Here is an 18,150-nt window from a genome sequence, read left to right as displayed (position 1 = left end):
GGCTGGCCGTTCGCCGAGCACAGTGCCTACCGGCTGTCTCGCGCGCCCGGCGTGTATGAATGGCTGGCGGCCTGCCGCCCAGCAATATCCTGGTGCAAGGCTGGGCCGCCGCGGCGGTGTCGCGCTACCGCGAGCTGGACCCAGCGCTGGCAAGGCATCGATTTTTCACCGACACCGCCGACCCGGGCCCCGCCAGCACCGCCTACCTGCTGGGCCCGCCCCTGGACCTGGCACACAACCCCAGCGGCCTGGACGCGCCCTTGCAGCAACAGGTCGACCGCCACCGCTGCCGCTACACCTGGCAGGCGGCAATCACCGATGCCGGCGTGCTGCGCCTGTCATGTGGATGACCCGGCTCAGGCCACTGCCGGCGCTTTGACGACTTTCTCCGGGCGCCCGCCTACCAGCGCAGCAATCAGGATCAGGCCACCACCACACCACGCCAGCGGAGTCAGTTGCTCGTTGAGCCACAGCACCGCGAAGCAGGCCCCGAACAGCGGCTCGGAGCCCATCAGCAAGGACGCACGAGTGGGGCTGGCGTGTTGCAGCGCATAGTTCTGGGCGAAGAAGGCGAACAGCGTGCAGAACAGCACCAGGTACACCGTGGCCGTCCAGAACGACCATTCGGTGGGCAGCGCCGGCACGCCGCCGGTGGTCACCAACAGGATCAGCAGGCTGCCGAACCCCACCACCCCGACCTGCACCGCGGTCAGCGCCAGGGCTGGCACCTTGACGTTCTGCAGCAGGTACTTGGTGGAGCAGACCATGAACGCGCGCAGGACGGCCGCGACAATCATCAGCCAGTCGCCGGTGTTCATTTCCACCTGGGACGCGCCCGTCAGCATCATCGCCCCCACCACCGACAGGCACGCAATGCCAATGGCCTCGGCGCTGGGCCTGCGGCGGAACACCGCCCACTCCACCAGCGGCGTCAGCACCACGCACATGCTGATCAGGAAGGCCGCGTTGCTGGCGGTAGTCAGGTGCACGCCATAGGTCTCGCTGAGGAAGATACCCAGCAGGATGGTGCCCAGCGCCAACCCTGGCAGCAGCGCCGTTTTCAGGTGGCCGCGAAGCGCCGGCAACAGCAGCACGAAGGTCATGATGAAGCGCACGCACAGGAAGCCCATGACCGGGTAGAACACCAGGGCGCCCTTGGCCACGCCGTAGCTGGTGCCCCAGATGCAGGCCACCAGCAGCAGCATGATCTCGGCGATGCGCATTTTCGATAGAGACATGTTCAGCTCCCCTTGCGGGTAAAGGCAATGACCAGCGCGTCGCGATGGCCCTGGCGCCCGATTTCCAGGCTATTGATGGGGGACACTTCGTGCATGATCTGGTGGTCGTCACCCAGGATCATGTCCAGGCCATTGGCCAGGGTTACTTCGCACAGCGTCTTGTTCAGCGGCGTGGACACCCGTGTCGTGCCGCCCGTGATACCCACCCGGCGAATCAGCAGCATGACGATGTAGTCCACGCCGTCACGGTGGCGGCCCTCGGGCGTCGGCTTGCCCTGCTCCTCGTCATTGCTGACGATGCGATACGGGTGCAGGCGGATGTTCCAGTCGCAGGTGGTGCCTTCGGCGGCGTCGAAGATCCGCGCCATGCCGCTGAGCAAGGCGTTGAAGAACGGATGCTCGACCATGCCTTGTTCCAGCGGCAGGAAATGCCGCGCCACGCCGCCGTTGAGGGTATTGATGTACCTGGCCTGCTCGTAGGGTGCGTGGGGCAGCTTGTGCAGGCTGCCACCGTCCCTGAAGTCGAACTCGCTGTAGCGGCGGTAGCGGTAGGTGCCGCGGTCAGCCATGTACTCGTCCAGCACCAGGCCGTCCCAGTAGCCGGCGAATTCGGCCCAGCTCTCGGCGTCGAGGTTGAAGTGCCGGGCCAGGCCGTCGCCGTCCCGGTACGCCCAGCCCTGCTTCTTGATGTCGTCGCTGATCGCCTGCACGGCAGGCGCGTCCAGCTCGATGTCGGCACAGACGAGGCTCATGGGTGCACTCCTTCTGCCACGCTGGCGCCACGCAGCGGGCGGCGGCCATGCTGCTCGGCGAGGCTGCGGCTGCCCCGCTCCCGAGCAATGTCCTTTTCCCATTGGTCGCGGTCGGTCAGGTACAGCGCCGCAGGGGCCTTGATGGCAGCCAATTGCGCACTGCCCTCGCTGAGCTGCAGGGTGACCTTGCCAGTCACCGCGGTAGCCGTTTGCGCGATGAACGCGCTGGCCGCGCCATGCAAGGCGCCATACCAGCGACCCTCGATGGCCTCGCGCACCCACACCTGTTCGAGGCTGATCTTCTCGCGGATCAGCTCGGCGTCCAGCACCGCGGTTTCAAGGGTGCGATACGCCTGCAGCAGGATGGCCGCGGCAGGTGCCTCGCGTACTTCCAGCACCTTCTCGCCGCCTTCCAGGTGCTCAAGCCCGCTGTAGCGGCCAATCTGGAAACAGCCAGCCAGATGGTTGACCTGGTGGATCAGTTCGATCAGCGGCAGGATCTGCCCGTTCAAGGCAAACGGCCGGCCGCTGCGGAATTCGATTTCCAACTGGTCGACCTCACGGGGCTGGCGAGGACGAGTCCAGCGGTAGATGTCGGGCGAGACCTTGAAGTCTTCCGGGTTGTCCAGGCTGCCCGACTCGTATTCGCGCACCCACAGGTTGGCGTCGCCGCTCATGCCCCGGGCTTGAAAGCCGCTCAGGCCGACCTCGCTCAGTTGCGCCACCTTTTCCTGACGGCTCAGCGCCGAATATTCGTACGGGCTGCCGGTAAACCCGGTGTAGCCCAACTGCTTGATGGCACCGTTGAGGCGGCGCAGGCTGTTCTGCGACTGGTTGGCGGTGTGCAGCAGTGCCCCGCAGCCCAGCTTGTGCGCAGTCTCCACCGCGAAGCGGGCAATGATCGGACGTGACAGCGACGAGCTGACCGGGTACATGCCCAGGTACTGCGCCTGGGCCTGGATGGCCGGCAACACCGCCTGTTCGACGAACGCAGAGCGGCCATCGACCACCATCAGCGTGGCCCCGAAGAAATTTGTGATGCGTTCCAGTTCCGCGTAATCTGCCCCTTCATCCAGATCCACTGCCAGTGCAGTGACCTTGCAGTCCAGTTTCGACAGGTGGTGCAACAGGTAGCTGCTGTCCAGGCCACCGCTGAACAGGGTCAGCACGTGGGGCGTGCGCTCGGCGACAAACGCCAGGTCGTCCAGGCTTCGAACATCCATTTCTCGGGTCATGCAGCGGGCTCTCCTTGGGCCAATCAGTGGGAATGCAGCGAGTGCCCGCGGATTATCGATGGCCCGGAGGCTGGCTATTAGCCCACCTTTGGGGACAACAGTTTTGCGCCACGAGAACGAATCAACCAATCGGCTGATGCCGTATATGTCGGTGTTTGTGAAGGTGGTTGAGCTGGGCAGTTTCTCTGCGGCGGCCGAACAGATAGGCCTGACGGCCTCGGCGGTAAGCCGGCAGATCGCGACCCTGGAAAGCGCACTCAGCGTCAAGCTGTTGGAACGCACCACCCGCAAGCTGCGCCTCACCGAGGTCGGCACCCAGGTGTTCGCCCGCTGCCAGGAGATGGTGGATTCGGCGCGCGCCGTGCAGGAAATAGCCGAGCGCTTTGTCAGCAGCCCCCAGGGGTTGATCAAGGTCAGCGCGCCCAAGGCACTGGGCAAGATCATCATCAGCCCGTTGATTCCGCAATTCCTGCGCCTGTACCCACAGGTCGACGTGCAGTTGATGCTCAGCGACCAGCCCAGCGCCCTGATCAGCGACGACTTCGACCTGCTGATCCGCATCACCGACACCCCGCCCCTGGGCCTGGCAGCCCGGCCGCTGCTGGACGTGCATCACGTGCTGTGCGCCACCGAGCACTACCTGGCCCAGGCCGGCACGCCACAGCACCCTGACGACCTGGCGCGCCACAGCTGCATCTACCTGGGCGAAACCCCGAGCGACAACCGCTGGCAGCTGCGCCATGGGCCCAGCGGCGAAAAGGTCACGGTGAACGTCAAGGGCCGCTTCGTCAGCAACCACAGCGAGGTGCGCCTCAATGCGGTGCTGGCCAACCTGGGCGTGGGTTGCCTGCCGTACTTCACCGCTGCCCAGGCGCTGGCGAACCAGCAGATCGTGGAGGTGCTGAGCGACTGGCGCTACGAGACCACCTACCACGGCAGGGCCTGGATCCTGTACCCGCCCAACCGCTACCTGCCGCCCAAGTGCCGGGCGCTGATCGACTACCTGGCCGAGCACATCAGCCAGCCCTCGATGCCCTAGCCTGGCAGGGCAAAAAACCGGGACGAAAAAAAGCCGGAGAGCACTGAGTGCTTTCCGGCTTTTTTCTTCTTGCATATGGTGGGTCGTGTGGGACTCGAACCTACGACCAATTGGTTAAAAGCCAACTGCTCTACCAACTGAGCTAACGACCCGCTGTGTTGGGGTGCGCATATTACTGGTTTATGGCGCGAATTCAAGGTTTTTTTTCATTGATTGCTCCACGACAAAATCGAGGGCGAAAAAAAGCCGGAGAGCACTGGGTGCTTTCCGGCTTTTTTCTTCTTGCATATGGTGGGTCGTGTGGGACTCGAACCTACGACCAATTGGTTAAAAGCCAACTGCTCTACCAACTGAGCTAACGACCCGCTGTGTTGTGGTGCGTATAATACTGATTTATAACGAGAATTCAATACCTAATTTGAAAAAAGATCAAAAATACCTGGTTGGGTCGCTGACACCAGCCGCGGCGAAGCCTTCGGCGCGCAGGCGGCAGCTGTCACATTTCCCACAGGCACGGCCCTGGTCGTCCGCCTGGTAGCAGGAAACGGTCAGGCTGTAGTCCACGCCACGGGCGATGCCGGCCTTGACGATATCGGCCTTGCTGAGGTTCTGCAGCGGCGCCTGGATGGTGAAGCCCTGCCCTTCCACGCCAGCCTTGGTGGCCAGGTTGGCCATGCGCTCGAACGCTTCGACGAATTCGGGACGGCAGTCCGGGTAGCCGGAATAGTCCACGGCGTTGACGCCGATGAAGATGTCACGGGCACCCAGCACTTCCGCCCAGCCCAGGGCCAGGGACAGGAACACGGTGTTGCGCGCCGGCACGTAGGTGACAGGAATACCTTCGGTAGGCGTCTCGGGCACGTCGATACTGCTGTCGGTCAGGGCCGAGCCACCAATGCCATTGAGGTTCAGACCAATGACCTTGTGCTCCACTGCACCCAGGTCCTTGGCGACGCGGGCAGCGGCGTCCAGCTCGGCGCGGTGGCGCTGGCCGTAGTCGAAGCTCATGGTGTAGACGCTGTAGCCCTCGGCCTTGGCCATGGCGACGACAGTGGCCGAGTCCAGGCCGCCGGAGAGCAGGATTACCGCTTTTTTGTCAGTCATGTCTGGTGTCCTTGAAGAAAATCGACCTGTAGCAGCGGCCACCAGGCCGCGTCACAAGCGCCGCGGTGGGCCTGACGGCCGCTGCTACGGGACCTTAGCGGCCGGGTTCGTCGTTCCACAGCAGTTTATGCAGTTGCACCTGGAAGCGTACCGGCAGGTTGTCGGCGACGATCCAGTCGGCAAGGTCGATGGCGTTCAACTGGCCCTTGCTCGGCGAGAACAGCACATCGCTGACGCGACGGTCGAGGCCATACTGGATCAGCTTGGAGACCGCCCAATCGTAGTCGTCCCGCGAGCAGATCACGAACTTGACCTGGTCATTGGGGGTCAGCAGTTCGATGTTCTCGTAGCGATTGCGGTGCGACTCTTCCGACGCCGGGGTCTTGAGGTCCAGCACGCGGCTGGCGCGGGTGTCGACCTTGGAGATGTCCAGCGCGCCGCTGGTTTCCACCGACACTTCATAGCCGGCGTCGCACAGCTGCGCGATCAACGGAATAGCGTTGGGCTGGGCCAGCGGTTCGCCGCCGGTGACACAGACGTAGCGCGGCTTGAAGCCGGCCACCTGCTCCATCAGCGAATCGAGGGTGCGAATGGTGCCGCCGGTAAAGGCGTAGGCGCTGTCACAGTACTGGCAGCGCAGGGGGCAGCCGGTCAGGCGCACGAAAACCGTGGGCAGTCCCGTCGTACGAGTCTCCCCCTGCAGCGAGTAGAAGACTTCGGTAATGCGTAGTGTGTCTTGCATAGGGTCCAAGGGCGTGACAGCTAAACAGGCTGACCGCCTCCGTTGGGCACTTCGATGAACCCGCAAACGCGTAGTCCAGGAAAGCGTGTTCGAATAAAAGGGAAACAATTCTAACGAAAAAACCCGCGACAAGCGCGGGTTTCTTCAAGTTGGCAGTGCCAGACTACATTTTCTGCAGGTCGCGCTGGGCCAATTGCGCAGCGGAAGTACCAGGGTACTGGCTGACAACCTGCTGAAGGATGCCCTTGACCCGGTCGGTATGACCCAGGCGGCGCTCGACATCGGCCAGCTTGTACAGCGAATCAGGCACCTTGGCGTGCTTCGGGTACAGCTGGCTGACCTTGGCGAAGGCCTGGCCGGCGCCTTGCAGGTCGCCCTTGGCCAGGTTCACCTCACCCAGCCAGTACTGGGCGTTGCCCGCGTACTGGCTGTTGGGGTATTTGCGCAGGAAGGCGGCGAACGCCAGGCTGGCCTTGTCGAAGTCCTTGGCCTTGATCAGGTCGAAGGCGGCATCGTAGTACAACTTTTCTTTTGCCGGGTCACCCGGCTCGGTGCTTGCGGCAGGCGCCTGGGCGGCTGACGGAGGTACCGGCGAACCAGCGGCGTTGATATCGCCACCGGCTGGAGAATTCTCGGAAGGTGCGGCGGCTGCAGGTGCAGTGCCGGTTCCAATGCGACGATCGAGATCCTGATAACGCTCCAGGCTCTGCTGTTTCAGCTGCTGGATATCGTTTTGCTGGACTTCGACCTGTCCGCGCAGACGCGCGATGTCTTCCTGCATTTGTTGCAGCTGCATGAACAGCTGGCCCTGCGCGGAAACCGGGGCTTGCGCCCCGGCATCAGCGTAGGCGCCGCTCGTGCCATAACCCGATGGCGGAGTACTGCTGGTACCGTTGGTACCATCACCATCAACCACAGGAACCTCTGCCCAGGCCACGAGTGGCAGGGCAAGAGCCAGAATAGTTACAGCACGGCGGCACGTTCGCATATCGAATTACTTACGCAGTTCGACGCGACGGTTCTGAGCCCACGACTGCTCGTCGTTGCCAGTTGCAACTGGACGCTCTTCGCCGTACGAAACGATTTCCAGCTGAGCTGGCGAAACGCCTTGCAGGACCAGGTAGCGTTGAACGGCTTTCGCACGACGCTCGCCCAGAGCCATGTTGTACTCGCGGGTACCGCGTTCGTCGGTGTTGCCTTCCAGTACGACGTGAGCGCCATTGGCTTTCAGGTCTTTAGCGTGGACGTCCAGAGCGCGCATGGCTTCTGGTTTCAGGTCCGAGCTGTCGTATTCGAAGTAGAAGGTGGTGATTGCGCGCAGAGCAGCTTCTTCGCTCAGGGAGCCATCAACGGCACCGGTGTTTGCGCCGTAACCAGCGTTAGGGTCAACAGCTGCTTGACCAGCGTTGTCGCCGCCTTTCGAAGAGCAACCTACAGCTACGGCCATGGCCAGAGCCAGCGCAGCAAACTTACCAAACTTCAGCATTTCCATCGTGAAACTCCTAATGAACCCCAATGTGTTAAGTAAAACGTGTAGCGCCGCGTCAGTTCAGGTAAGGGGACCAGGACGGTTCTCTGACTTCGCCTTGAGCGGTAGGAAGCGGGAGCCTCACGCGGCCGTTTAGCGACACGAGCATCAAGACTCCCCGGCCCTGCTGGCGGGTGGCGTAGATTACCATGGTGCCGTTGGGCGCAACAGTAGGCGACTCATCAAGACTTGAATCTGTGAGGATCTTTACAGTTCCGCGTTCCAGGTCTTGCGAGGCCACCTTGAAGTTGGTGAAACCATCCTGACGGTGGATCATCACCAGGGTCTTTTCATCAGCCGACAGTTTCGGGTTGGCGTTGTAGTTGCCAATGAAGGTCACGCGAGTTGCACCACCACCGCCCAGCGACTGTTTGTAGATCTGTGGCTTGCCACCACGGTCGGAGGTGAAGTAGATGGTCGAGCCATCCTTGCCCCAGAACGGTTCGGTGTCGATGGCCGGATCATTGGTCAGGCGGGTGAGGTTACGCGAGGCCAGGTCCATCACGTAGATCTCCGGGTTGCCGTCCTTGGACAGCACGAACGCCAGCTTGCTGCCGTCAGGCGAGAACGCCGGGGCACCGTTGAGGCCTTCGAAGTTGGTGATCTGCTGGCGGGCACCGGTGTCGACGTTCTGCACGAAGATGCGCGGACGCTTCTGTTCGAACGACACGTAGGCAATGCGCTTGGCATCCGGGGCGTAGCGTGGCGACAGGATCGGCTCGCGCGATTGCAGCAGGGTCACGGCGCGGGCGCCGTCATAGTCCGAGCGCTGCAGGGTGTAGCGGGTGCTGTTGGTGCTGAAGCGTTCGGCCGTTACATAAAGGAGGCGAGTGGAGAACGCGCCCTTCACGCCGGTCAGCTTCTCGAACGACTGGTCGGAGATGTAGTGGGCCATGTCGCGCAGCTGGTCCACGCTACCCGACACGCTGCCGGTCAGCACGGGCTGCTGGCTGCTGACGTTGAGCAGTGCATACGACACCTGCAGGCGGCCGCCGGCGGGCACGATGCTGCCGACCATCACGTACTGGGCGCCCAGGGCCTGCCAGTCGCGCCATACCACTTCGCTTGGCTGCGACGGGGTGCTGATCATGTTCTGCTTGTCGATCGGCGAGTAGTAACCCGAGTTGCGCAGGTCGTTGGCGATGATCTGGCCCATGTCCTCGGGCAGCACGGAGCCGCCCTGGAAGCCGAACGGCACGACGGCGATCGGGGTGGCCCGGTCGCTGCCGCTGGTGACCAGAATGTTCTTTTCATCTGCCTGGGCAACGGCTGCGACGCAGCACAGTGCAACCAGCAGTCCTCGAAGAAGGTTAATCACAAGGCAAGGTCCTCAGGGGTGAATGTCATCTTGAAATTGCGGTAAGGGTTGAAATCACTGGGTTTCAGGCCCTGCATTTCGGTCAAACGACCAATGTTCTTGACCGCTGCCACTGCCGACGCATCGAACGGACCGTCACCGCTGGACTTGGCCACGGTCACGTTGGTCACGGTGCCGTCAGGCAACATGTTGATCTGCAGCACGACCGTCATGTTCTTGCGCGCGGACGGCGGACGGGTCCAGCCTTCGGCGGCACGGGAACGGATCAGGTCATCGAAGTTGCCGGCAGTCTGGTCGCCCTGCTCGTCCGCCAACGCCTGCTGACGCTGCGGCGTATCGGACAACAGGTCGGCCAAGGCCTGCGCCTTCTTGTCTTCAGCGGCCTTGCGGGCTGCTGCCTGGGCCTTCTTCTTGGCGTCGTCGGCCGCAGCCTTCTTCGCATCCTCGGCGGCTTTCTTCTTCGCCTCTTGCGCAGTTTCGGCGGCTTTCTTGGCGTCGTCAGCGGCTTTCTTCTTGGCGTCCTCGGCGGCTTTCTTCGCAGCCTCGGCAGCCTTCTTCGCATCCTCCTCGGCCTTTTCCTTCGCCGCTTCCTCGGCTTTCTTCTTGGCTATGTCGGCCTGCTCGGCTTTCTTGGCTTCAGCAGCCTTCTTGGCGTCGTCGGCTTTCTTGGCAGCGTCCGCCGCGGCCGCCTTGGCCTCGTCGGCAGCAGCCTTCTTGGCGTCATCGGCCTTCTTGGCTTCCTGGGCCTTTTGAGCGGCTTCTTCCTGCTTTTGTTCCGCGGCCTTCTCAGCTTGCTCCTGCTTCTCCTGCTCGACCTTCTTCTGCTCCATCTGCTCGACTTCGGTCTGCTTGGCAGCCGACTTCTTGGCCTCCCCGGCAATCTTCTGATTGGTCTGGGTGGTGGCCTGGCTCTTGGACTTCAGCTGATACAGCGTAGCCTGAACGATGGGCCTGGCAGGGGGCAGATCCGGGGTCATGGCGAAGCTGACGAACAGCATGCCAAAAATCAGGATATGCAGCGCAATGGCCCAGACACTGGGCCAGAAATAGCTTTCCGAGGCGGAGGGCTCTCGTTGTCGCATCAGGGCGCCTCGGTAATCAGGCCAACGTTACCGACACCCGCCTTCTGCAACCCACCCATGGCACCCATCACGGCGCCGTAGTCCACGGACTTGTCGCCGCGGATGAACACCTGGGTGCGCTTGCCGCCTTCGTTGCCGGCGCGAATGATCTTGGTGACGGCGTCGGTCATGGCAGGCAGGGTCATCGCCTTGTCCTGCACCTTGTCGGCGTCGACTTCGCTGCCAAGGTTCCAGTAGTAGGTCTTGTCGGCCTTGATCGAAATGGTCAGGACCTGGGTGTTGTTGTCCTGCGGCAAGGCTTCGCTGGAAACCTTGGGCAGGTCAACCTTCACGCCCTGGTTGAGCATCGGTGCGGTGACCATGAAGATAACCAGCAGTACCAACATCACGTCGATGTAGGGCACCACGTTCATCTCGGCGACCGGCTTGCGTTTCTGGCGAACTCGGGCCATGGGTAATTACCTGCTCACTCTTCGCTGGTGTGCACTTTACGGTGCAGGATGGCCTGGAACTCGTCAGCGAACGTGTAGTAACGGCTGATCAAGGTTTCGCTGCGGGCGGCGAAGCGGTTGTAGGCGATAACCGCCGGAATGGCCGCGAACAGGCCGATGGCGGTGGCCACCAGGGCTTCGGAAATACCCGGGGCAACGGTGGCCAGGGTGGCCTGCTGGGCGCCAGCCAGGCCGCGGAAGGAGTTCATGATGCCCCACACGGTGCCGAACAGGCCGATGTAGGGGCTGACCGAACCCACGGTGGCCAGGAACGGCAGGGTCTGCTCGAGCTTTTCTTCCTCGCGGGAGATGGCCACGCGCATGGCACGGCCGACGCCGTCCATCACGGCGTCAGGGTCGACGCCGGGCTGCTGGCGCAGGCGCGAGAACTCCTTGAAGCCGGCGCGGAAGACCTGCTCCACACCCGAATCCGGGTCCGGGTTGCTGCCCGCCTGGCGGTACAGCTTGGACAGGTCGATGCCCGACCAGAAACGCTCCTCGAAGGTGTCCAGGGCCCGGCGGCCGGCACGAATCAGTGCGCTGCGCTGGAAAATCATGACCCATGAAGTGACCGATGCGGCTACCAGAATCAGCATCACCAGCTGTACAACCACGCTGGCATTGCTGACCAGGCTCCACATGGAGGTATGGTCGACGACGTTAGCTTCCACGCTTAATCTCCTGCTTTTGAGTGTGTACCCAGGCCGTCTGCCGCGGCGAAGGCCGCGCGCAGAGCTTCGGGAATGGCCCGGGGTTTGAAAGTATCGGCGCGCACGCAGGCCACCAAAAACTGCCCTTCGCAGAGCAGCGTCATATCCGCTGCGCGCCAGACCTGCTGCTTGAAGCGCAGGCTGGCACGGTTCAATTCAATTACTTGCGCAGTGACGAGCAACTCGTCGTCCAGACGGGCCGGCACCAGGTAGCGCGCCTCGCTGGAATGCACCACGAACAGCAGGTTCTCGCGTGCCAGAACCGACTGCACGTACCCCAGCTCACGCAGCCTTTCGGTGCGTGCCCGCTCCATGAACTTGAGATAGTTGACGTAATAAACGACGCCGCCCGCATCGGTGTCCTCGTAATAGACGCGACAGCGATGTGCGAACGACTCAACCCCATTTTGCGCGCGCATACTCTAGTGCTTACTCCTCAGGTTGCCAATCCGGCCAGGCAACTGTTTTTTCATCGTTTTTGCGCCGTTCAGGTAGGGCAAAACACTGCTCGCACCCTAGGACCGCAAAAACTCCAATTAAATCGCCACCATGGCGTTATTCGTCAGCCGGATCGACGAACTGCTCGCTGGCCGGCATTTCACCCAGGCGGTTGGGAATGTTCAGGCCGAAATGCAGGTACGCATGACGGGTGACCACCCGGCCGCGCGGGGTGCGCATGATGTAGCCCTGCTGGATCAGGTACGGCTCCAGCACGTCCTCGATGGTGTGGCGCTCCTCGCTGATGGCCGCGGCCAGGCTGTCGACGCCCACCGGGCCACCGTCGAACTTCTCGATCATGGTCAGCAATAGACGCCGGTCCTGGTGGTCGAAGCCACGTTCGTCGACGTCCAGCAGGTTCAGCGCCAGGTCGGCGATGGGCTTGGTGATATGGCCCTTGCCCCGCACCTCGGCGAAGTCGCGCACGCGGCGCAGCAGGCGGTTGGCGATACGCGGGGTGCCGCGGGCACGACGGGCGATTTCGAAGGCGCCCTCGTCTTCCACCGGCAAGCCGAGGATATTGCCCGAGCGGCTGACGATGGTGGCCAGGTCCGCGGTGCTGTAGAACTCCAGGCGCTGGACGATGCCGAAGCGGTCGCGCAGCGGGTTGGTGAGCATGCCGGCGCGAGTGGTTGCACCCACGAGGGTGAACGGCGGCAGGTCGAGCTTGATGGAGCGCGCCGCCGGCCCTTCGCCGATCATGATGTCCAGCTGGAAGTCTTCCATGGCCGGGTACAGCACTTCCTCGACGATGGGCGACAGGCGATGGATTTCATCGATGAACAGCACGTCGTGCGGTTCGAGGTTGGTGAGCAGCGCGGCCAGGTCACCGGGGCGCTCGAGCACCGGGCCCGAGGTGCTCTTGATCGACACGCCCATTTCCTGGGCAATGATGTTCGCCAGGGTGGTCTTGCCCAGGCCCGGCGGGCCGAAGATCAGGGTGTGGTCCAGGGACTCGTTGCGCCCGCGGGCGGCCTGGATGAACAGTTCCATCTGCTCGCGCACGGTAGGCTGGCCGATGTAGTCGGCCAGGCTGAGCGGGCGAATGGCCCGGTCCTGCTGTTCTTCCCGGTCGCGGCCACTGGTGGCGGCAATCAGGCGGTCGGCTTCGATCACTTAAATCATTCCCTTCAGGGCGTGGCGGATCAGCTCTTCGCTGCTCAGGCCTTTGGTCTTGATGGCGGCAACGGCCTTGCTGGCCTCCTGGGGCTTGTAGCCCAGGGAGATCAGCGCGCTCACGGCATCGCTCTCGGCACTTGGCACCGGCGCCGCAGTGTTGGGCCCGGTAGGCATCAGTTCGAACATCGCCGGCGCGGTTTCCCAGGCCTTGAAGCGGTCCTTGAGCTCGACCAGCAGGCGTTCGGCGGTTTTCTTGCCCACGCCCGGCACCTTGGTCAGCGCCGACGCATCCTGGGCCTGCACGCAACGCACCAGCTCATCCACGTCCAGGCTCGACATCAGCGCCAGGGCCAGCTTGGGGCCCACGCCGTTGAGGCGGATCAGCTCGCGAAACAGCTCGCGCTCGCGCTTCTCGAAGAAGCCGTAGAGTAACTGAGCATCCTCGCGCACCACCAGATGGGTATGCAAAGTCACCGCTTGCCCGACCGGCGGCAGGCGATACAGCGTGGTCATCGGCACTTCCAGCTCGTAGCCCAGGCCGTTGACGTCGAGAATCAGGTGCGGCGGCTGCTTTTCCGCCAGGGTGCCGCGCAAGCGTCCAATCACGTTTCAATCCTATGTTCGATACCAGGCAAGCAATGCTCGCCATCATTGCAGGCCCGGCGGGCCATGCAAGTCAAAAATCTTCAGCAGATGATGCTATTAGAGCCGCAGGCGCCCACCGCGGCTGCGGGCGCTGCCCAGGCCGTGGGGAATCAGGCTGGAACGGGTATGCGCGTGGGTCAGGGCAATGGCCAGGGCGTCGGAGGCGTCGATCTGCGGCTTGGCCACCAGTTTCAGCAGGTGCATGACCATCATCTGCACCTGTTCCTTGTTGGCGCCGCCAGTGCCGGCCACGGCTTGCTTGACCTGGGTGGCGGTGTACTCGGCCACTTCCAGGCCCTCCTCCATGGCCGCGACGATGGCGGCGCCACGGGCCTGACCCAGCTTCAGGGCGGAGTCGGCGTTGCGCGCCATGAACACCTTCTCGATGCCCATGGTCACCGGCCCGTAGGTCTGGATCACCTCGCGCACGCCACGGAAGACGATCTGCAGGCGCTCCTGCAATTCGCCGCTGCCGGTGCGGATGCAGCCCGAAGCCACGTACTCGCACCCGCGCCCGGTGTCGCGCACCACGCCGTAGCCGGTAATGCGCGAACCGGGGTCGATACCAAGAATTAACGTCATAAAGCCTGCAGCTCGAAGGGTGCCGAAAAAGCAGAAACCGGAGCGGCAAAGTCGCGTTGTTCAACGCGATTCTGCTTCTCCGGCCTCAAGAGTAGAACGTGGCGCGGGATCAGCCGAGCTTTTCCATTACCTCGTCCGGGATCTGCGCGTTGGAATAGACGTTCTGTACGTCATCCAGGTCTTCGAGCATGTCGATCAGCTTGATGACCTTTTCCGCGCCATCCAGGTCCAGCTCGGCGCTGGTGCTCGGCACCATGACGATCTCGGCGTCGGTGGACTTGAAGCCCGCCGCTTCGAGGGCGTTGCGCACTGCGTAGAAGCTGGCGAACGAGGTGAACACGTCCATGGAGCCGTCTTCGTGGGTGGTCACGTCGTCGGCGTCGGCTTCCATCGCCGCTTCCATCAGCGCGTCTTCGTCGGTGCCGGTGGCAAAGCTGATCTGGCCCTTGCGCTCGAACAGGTAGGCCACCGAACCGTCGGTACCCAGGTTGCCGCCCGACTTGCTGAACGCATGGCGCACGGCTGCCGCGGTGCGGTTGCGGTTGTCGGTCATGCACTCGACCATCACCGCCACGCCGCCCGGGCCGTAGCCTTCGTAGGTCAGCTCGACCACGTCGTCGCTGGCCGCGGCGCCCGTGCCGCGCGCTACCGCGCGGTCAATGATGTCGCGGCTCATGTTGGCGCCCAGGGCCTTGTCCAGGGCCAGGCGCAGGCGTGGGTTGGAGCCCGGATCGCCGCCACCCTGACGGGCAGCGACGGTCAGCTCACGAATCCACTTGGTGAAGATCTTGCCTCTCTTGGCATCCTGACGCTCTTTGCGGTGCTTGATGTTCGCCCACTTGGAATGGCCAGCCATAACAACTCCGAAATTCTTTTTTCAAAACACCTGGAGGTGTTTTTTGTGGGAGCTGGCTTGCCAGCGAGCTTTTTGGAAAGCCCTGAAAACTCGCCGGCAAGCCAGCTCCCACAGGAACAGTGCCCCACTTTGGATGGGGAGGCAGAACCCTCTGCCATGTAAAAAGCGCATCCGAAGATGCGCTCTGGTGCAGCTCTTACTCAGCCTTGGGCTGTTCGCGCAGGCGGATGTGCAGCTCGCGCAGGGCCTTGGCGTCGACCAGGCCAGGGGCCTGGGTCATCACGCACGCGGCGCTCTGGGTTTTCGGGAAGGCGATCACTTCGCGGATCGACTGGGCGCCGGTCATCAGCATCACCAGGCGGTCCAGGCCGAAGGCCAGGCCACCGTGCGGCGGTGCGCCGTACTTCAGGGCGTCCAGCAGGAAGCCGAATTTCTCTTCCTGTTCGGCTTCGTTGATACCCAGCAGGCGGAACACGGCCTGTTGCATTTCCTTGCGGTGGATACGGATCGAACCGCCACCCAGCTCGGTGCCGTTCAGCACCATGTCGTAGGCGCGCGACAGGGCGGTGGCCGGGTTGGCCTCCAGCTCTTCAGGCGAGCACTTCGGCGCGGTGAAGGGGTGGTGCAGCGCGGTGAAGCTGCCGTCTTCGTTCTCTTCGAACATCGGGAAGTCAACGACCCACATCGGTGCCCATTCGCAGGTGTGCAGGTTGAAGTCGTTGCCAACCTTGATACGCAGCGCGCCCAGGGCCTCGCTGACGATCTTGGCCTTGTCGGCGCCGAAGAAGACGATGTCGCCATCGACCGCGCCAACGCGGTCCAGGATGGTGTTCAGCGCAGCTTCAGGGATGTTCTTGACGATTGGCGACTGCAGGCCTTCGACGCCTTTGGCGCGCTCGTTGACCTTGATGTACGCCAGGCCCTTGGCACCGTAGATGCCGACGAACTTGGTGTAGTCGTCGATCTTGCTGCGCGGCATGCTTGCGCCACCAGGCACGCGCAGGGCGGCAACGCGGCATTTAGGGTCGTTGGCGGGGCCGCTGAACACCTTGAATTCAACGTCCTTCAGCTGGTCGGCAACGTCAACCAGCTCCAGCGGGTTGCGCAGGTCCGGCTTGTCGGAACCGTAGCGGCGCATGGCCTCTTCGAAGGTCATGTGCGGGAATTCACCGAATTCCAGGTCCAGCACTTCCTTGAACAGGTTGCGGATCATGCCTTCGGTCAGGCCCATGATGTCTTCCTCGTTGAGGAAGCTGGTCTCGATGTCGATCTGAGTGAACTCAGGCTGACGGTCGGCACGCAGGTCTTCGTCGCGGAAGCACTTGGCGATCTGGTAGTAGCGGTCGAAGCCGGCCACCATCAGCAGCTGCTTGAACAGCTGGGGCGATTGCGGCAGGGCGAAGAAGCTGCCGGCGTGAGTACGGCTAGGCACCAGGTAGTCGCGGGCACCTTCAGGGGTGGCGCGGGTCAGGATCGGCGTCTCGACGTCGAGGAAGCCGTTCTCGTCCAGGAAGCGACGGATGCTGGTGGTCATGCGCGAACGCAGGCGCAGCTTCTCGGCCATTTCCGGACGACGCAGGTCGATGAAGCGGTAGCGCAGGCGGGTTTCCTCACCGACGTCGGAGTATTCGTTGAGCGGGAACGGCGGGGTTTCCGCTTCGTTCAGCACTTCCAGCTCGTAGCCCAGCACTTCGATCATGCCCGAAGCCATGTTGGCGTTGCCGGCACCGGCCGGGCGCAGGCGCACCTTGCCGGTGACCTTGACCACGTATTCGCTGCGCACGCGGTCGGCGGCGGCGAAAGTCTCGGCGCGATCCGGGTCGAAGACCACCTGGGCCAGGCCCTCACGATCACGGATATCGAGGAAGATAACCCCGCCATGGTCACGACGGCGGTGGACCCAGCCGCAAAGGGTGATTTCCTGACCGTCCAGGGTCTCGTTCAGTTGGCCGCAATAATGGCTGCGCATCATGATGGTGGTTTCGCTTCTCGTATTCGGTATTCGGGGAAGGCCTTGCAAGCCTTGGCTGGCCTAATAGTGCAAGACCCTGCGGGTGCAGTTCAACTCAATCGGCTTTGTCGCCACCCGCCAGATTCTTTTTGCTGCCGGTCTTGAAGTCGGTTTCGTACCAGCCCGTGCCACTCAGGCGAAAGCCTGGCATGGAGAGCATCTTCTTCAGCTCCGGGGCCTGGCAGGCCGGGCAGTCCGTCAACGGCGACGCACTGATCTTCTGGATGACTTCCATCTGGTGACCACAGGAAGCGCATTGATAGTCATACATGGGCATGGGAACGTCTCGGCAAGCAGGTACACGGCACAGGCCGCACTTTGCGGCAAAGAGCGGGATTATATCCTTATACCGCGCGCCTGTGCAGCCGTGACGACACCCCGAATGTCGCCCTCCCCCTACAAGCCCGCTCACTGGGCCCTGGCACACCGTTCGAGCAGGTGCACCACGCAGACCACGCGCACCAGCCCGCTGAAGTTCTTTACCCCACCGTGACGCAGGTGCACCTCGCGATCGACGTGGGACAGGATGGCATTGACCGAACAGCCATTGGCCCTGGCGATGCGCTCCAGCACCTTCCAGTACACCGACTCCAGGCGCAGGCAAGTGGCAAAGCCGTTCAGCCGCACCGACCGCGACAAAGGCTGCGCCAATTGCATATTGAAATCCGCAAGAAAAGGATCATGGGGTATCTTTCCCGTTCTGGCCACTGTTCGACTAATTGGAAGTATTTCGCTGGGCATATTCATCACCACATCCTTGTGTAAAACAACACTGAGAAAAAACAGTTACAGTTTTAGCAATTCCCTCTCCCCATGAAGCCCTAACTAAATATCTACAACCAGCGGAAGCGCCACTTCAAACCGTAGGAACACGCCGCCAAACACAAGTAAATTATTTACCTCAACACCACTTCAAAACCCTGCCCATGCAGCTTAAAGCCAAGCTGGCTGGTGCCTGCAGGCCGACGCCCGACTTCGCTGCGAGCGGCTCACCACGCGCGCGCCAACCGAATGTTTTAATCGCCGACCAACAAGTAGCCCTACCGGTAAATGGCGCGCCCCCTACAACATCAGCAGCCTGTTCTTATTGCAGCGCCACACCACCCTGCTGGCAGACCGCAAACGTTTGGTGACTCGTCGTCGAAATGACCGTCCGGTGCGCTGATTTGAGTACCTACCGGCTTTGCTGTTAAATAGAAC

Annotated in this window: 20 protein-coding genes and 2 tRNA genes; 1 reads left to right on the top strand and 21 read right to left on the bottom strand. The window is 62.5% G+C overall.

Annotated elements, in window-relative coordinates:
* Positions 1-356: 356 nt before the first annotated feature.
* Genes ACWKWX_RS11080 through ACWKWX_RS11070 form a run of 3 tightly spaced genes read right to left on the bottom strand, consistent with a single transcriptional unit; the run spans position 357 to position 3,225 of the window.
* Positions 357-1,238 (bottom strand): DMT family transporter, encoded by an 882-nt coding sequence (locus ACWKWX_RS11080; protein ID WP_416426285.1) that lies wholly within the window; start codon positions 1,236-1,238, stop codon positions 357-359.
* A gap of 2 nt (positions 1,239-1,240) precedes the next feature.
* Positions 1,241-1,990, bottom strand: a complete 750-nt coding sequence (locus tag ACWKWX_RS11075; protein ID WP_483827767.1) for a 2OG-Fe dioxygenase family protein — start codon at positions 1,988-1,990, stop codon at positions 1,241-1,243.
* Positions 1,987-3,225, bottom strand: a complete 1,239-nt coding sequence (locus ACWKWX_RS11070) for an argininosuccinate synthase-related protein (RefSeq protein ID WP_483827766.1) — start codon at positions 3,223-3,225, stop codon at positions 1,987-1,989. The genes ACWKWX_RS11075 and ACWKWX_RS11070 overlap by 4 nt, the downstream gene beginning before the upstream one ends.
* Positions 3,226-3,370: 145 nt before the next feature.
* Here ACWKWX_RS11070 and ACWKWX_RS11065 point away from each other — a divergent pair, with 145 nt between their 5' ends.
* On the top strand, positions 3,371-4,264 hold the full coding sequence (locus ACWKWX_RS11065) for a LysR family transcriptional regulator (protein ID WP_416426288.1): 894 nt from the start codon (positions 3,371-3,373) through the stop codon (positions 4,262-4,264).
* 76 nt (positions 4,265-4,340) lie between these two features.
* On the opposite strand, the gene ACWKWX_RS11060 is transcribed toward ACWKWX_RS11065, so the two are convergent.
* From ACWKWX_RS11060 to ACWKWX_RS10975, 18 genes are all read right to left on the bottom strand, one after another.
* A tRNA-Lys gene (locus ACWKWX_RS11060) sits at positions 4,341-4,416 on the bottom strand.
* 137 nt (positions 4,417-4,553) lie between these two features.
* Positions 4,554-4,629 (bottom strand) — tRNA-Lys (locus tag ACWKWX_RS11055).
* Between the two features lie 64 nt (positions 4,630-4,693).
* Positions 4,694-5,368, bottom strand: a complete 675-nt coding sequence (queC, locus tag ACWKWX_RS11050) for a 7-cyano-7-deazaguanine synthase QueC (RefSeq protein WP_483827765.1) — start codon at positions 5,366-5,368, stop codon at positions 4,694-4,696.
* A 94-nt stretch (positions 5,369-5,462) separates the two neighbouring features.
* Positions 5,463-6,110: a 7-carboxy-7-deazaguanine synthase QueE gene (gene queE / locus ACWKWX_RS11045; RefSeq protein ID WP_483827764.1), complete on the bottom strand. Its 648-nt coding sequence runs from the start codon at positions 6,108-6,110 to the stop codon at positions 5,463-5,465.
* Between the two features lie 163 nt (positions 6,111-6,273).
* The gene (gene ybgF / locus ACWKWX_RS11040; protein WP_416426291.1) at positions 6,274-7,098 is read right to left on the bottom strand and encodes a tol-pal system protein YbgF; all 825 of its coding nucleotides are present in this window, start codon (positions 7,096-7,098) and stop codon (positions 6,274-6,276) included.
* A 6-nt stretch (positions 7,099-7,104) separates the two neighbouring features.
* Positions 7,105-7,602 carry a peptidoglycan-associated lipoprotein Pal gene (pal, locus tag ACWKWX_RS11035; RefSeq protein ID WP_027978757.1) on the bottom strand — a complete coding sequence of 166 codons (498 nt, stop codon included), beginning with the start codon at positions 7,600-7,602 and terminating at the stop codon, positions 7,105-7,107.
* A gap of 52 nt (positions 7,603-7,654) precedes the next feature.
* Entirely contained in the window at positions 7,655-8,956 is a 1,302-nt protein-coding gene (gene tolB, locus ACWKWX_RS11030) for a Tol-Pal system beta propeller repeat protein TolB (RefSeq protein WP_416426292.1), read from the bottom strand.
* Entirely contained in the window at positions 8,953-10,041 is a 1,089-nt protein-coding gene (gene tolA, locus ACWKWX_RS11025; RefSeq protein ID WP_416427449.1) for a cell envelope integrity protein TolA, read from the bottom strand. The genes tolB and tolA overlap by 4 nt, the downstream gene beginning before the upstream one ends.
* The gene (gene tolR, locus ACWKWX_RS11020; RefSeq protein ID WP_008366529.1) at positions 10,038-10,490 is read right to left on the bottom strand and encodes a protein TolR; all 453 of its coding nucleotides are present in this window, start codon (positions 10,488-10,490) and stop codon (positions 10,038-10,040) included. The genes tolA and tolR overlap by 4 nt, the downstream gene beginning before the upstream one ends.
* A 14-nt stretch (positions 10,491-10,504) precedes the next feature.
* Entirely contained in the window at positions 10,505-11,200 is a 696-nt protein-coding gene (gene tolQ / locus ACWKWX_RS11015) for a protein TolQ (protein WP_027978760.1), read from the bottom strand.
* 2 nt (positions 11,201-11,202) lie between these two features.
* Positions 11,203-11,658 carry a tol-pal system-associated acyl-CoA thioesterase gene (gene ybgC, locus ACWKWX_RS11010; protein WP_483827763.1) on the bottom strand — a complete coding sequence of 152 codons (456 nt, stop codon included), beginning with the start codon at positions 11,656-11,658 and terminating at the stop codon, positions 11,203-11,205.
* A 136-nt stretch (positions 11,659-11,794) separates the two neighbouring features.
* Positions 11,795-12,853 carry a Holliday junction branch migration DNA helicase RuvB gene (gene ruvB / locus ACWKWX_RS11005; RefSeq protein WP_416426295.1) on the bottom strand — a complete coding sequence of 353 codons (1,059 nt, stop codon included), beginning with the start codon at positions 12,851-12,853 and terminating at the stop codon, positions 11,795-11,797.
* On the bottom strand, positions 12,854-13,462 hold the full coding sequence (ruvA, locus tag ACWKWX_RS11000) for a Holliday junction branch migration protein RuvA (RefSeq protein ID WP_416426296.1): 609 nt from the start codon (positions 13,460-13,462) through the stop codon (positions 12,854-12,856).
* 96 nt (positions 13,463-13,558) lie between these two features.
* Positions 13,559-14,083, bottom strand: coding sequence for a crossover junction endodeoxyribonuclease RuvC (ruvC, locus tag ACWKWX_RS10995; RefSeq protein ID WP_476295378.1), 525 nt, complete (start codon positions 14,081-14,083; stop codon positions 13,559-13,561).
* 109 nt (positions 14,084-14,192) lie between these two features.
* A complete protein-coding gene (locus ACWKWX_RS10990; protein WP_416426299.1) occupies positions 14,193-14,939 on the bottom strand; it encodes a YebC/PmpR family DNA-binding transcriptional regulator in 747 nt (248 codons plus the stop codon).
* Between the two features lie 196 nt (positions 14,940-15,135).
* Positions 15,136-16,911, bottom strand: a complete 1,776-nt coding sequence (aspS, locus tag ACWKWX_RS10985) for an aspartate--tRNA ligase (RefSeq protein ID WP_416426301.1) — start codon at positions 16,909-16,911, stop codon at positions 15,136-15,138.
* A gap of 94 nt (positions 16,912-17,005) precedes the next feature.
* Positions 17,006-17,227 (bottom strand): FmdB family zinc ribbon protein, encoded by a 222-nt coding sequence (locus ACWKWX_RS10980; protein ID WP_027978767.1) that lies wholly within the window; start codon positions 17,225-17,227, stop codon positions 17,006-17,008.
* 131 nt (positions 17,228-17,358) lie between these two features.
* A complete protein-coding gene (locus tag ACWKWX_RS10975; protein ID WP_416427450.1) occupies positions 17,359-17,691 on the bottom strand; it encodes a ribbon-helix-helix domain-containing protein in 333 nt (110 codons plus the stop codon).
* Between the last annotated feature and the right edge of the window lie 459 nt (positions 17,692-18,150).

The sequence above is a fragment of the Pseudomonas imperatae genome, from assembly GCF_057128625.1.
Note: the sequence above shows the minus strand (reverse complement) of the source record. Positions and strands in the feature narration are given on the sequence as shown.

Bases quoted from the DNA above. Each gene is read 5' to 3' on its own strand.
- pal (WP_027978757.1), bottom strand. From the start codon at position 7,602: ATGGAAATGCTGAAGTTTGGTAAGTTTGCTGCGCTGGCTCTGGCCATG.
- ruvC (WP_476295378.1), bottom strand. From the start codon at position 14,083: ATGACGTTAATTCTTGGTATCGACCCCGGTTCGCGCATTACCGGCTAC.
- ACWKWX_RS10980 (WP_027978767.1), bottom strand. From the start codon at position 17,227: ATGCCCATGTATGACTATCAATGCGCTTCCTGTGGTCACCAGATGGAA.
- queE (WP_483827764.1), bottom strand. From the start codon at position 6,110: ATGCAAGACACACTACGCATTACCGAAGTCTTCTACTCGCTGCAGGGG.
- aspS (WP_416426301.1), bottom strand. From the start codon at position 16,911: ATGATGCGCAGCCATTATTGCGGCCAACTGAACGAGACCCTGGACGGT.
- ACWKWX_RS11075 (WP_483827767.1), bottom strand. From the start codon at position 1,990: ATGAGCCTCGTCTGTGCCGACATCGAGCTGGACGCGCCTGCCGTGCAG.
- ybgC (WP_483827763.1), bottom strand. From the start codon at position 11,658: ATGCGCGCGCAAAATGGGGTTGAGTCGTTCGCACATCGCTGTCGCGTC.
- queC (WP_483827765.1), bottom strand. From the start codon at position 5,368: ATGACTGACAAAAAAGCGGTAATCCTGCTCTCCGGCGGCCTGGACTCG.
- ACWKWX_RS10975 (WP_416427450.1), bottom strand. From the start codon at position 17,691: ATGCCCAGCGAAATACTTCCAATTAGTCGAACAGTGGCCAGAACGGGA.
- ACWKWX_RS11080 (WP_416426285.1), bottom strand. From the start codon at position 1,238: ATGTCTCTATCGAAAATGCGCATCGCCGAGATCATGCTGCTGCTGGTG.
- ACWKWX_RS11070 (WP_483827766.1), bottom strand. From the start codon at position 3,225: ATGACCCGAGAAATGGATGTTCGAAGCCTGGACGACCTGGCGTTTGTC.
- ybgF (WP_416426291.1), bottom strand. From the start codon at position 7,098: ATGCGAACGTGCCGCCGTGCTGTAACTATTCTGGCTCTTGCCCTGCCA.
- tolR (WP_008366529.1), bottom strand. From the start codon at position 10,490: ATGGCCCGAGTTCGCCAGAAACGCAAGCCGGTCGCCGAGATGAACGTG.
- ACWKWX_RS10990 (WP_416426299.1), bottom strand. From the start codon at position 14,939: ATGGCTGGCCATTCCAAGTGGGCGAACATCAAGCACCGCAAAGAGCGT.
- ACWKWX_RS11065 (WP_416426288.1), top strand. From the start codon at position 3,371: ATGTCGGTGTTTGTGAAGGTGGTTGAGCTGGGCAGTTTCTCTGCGGCG.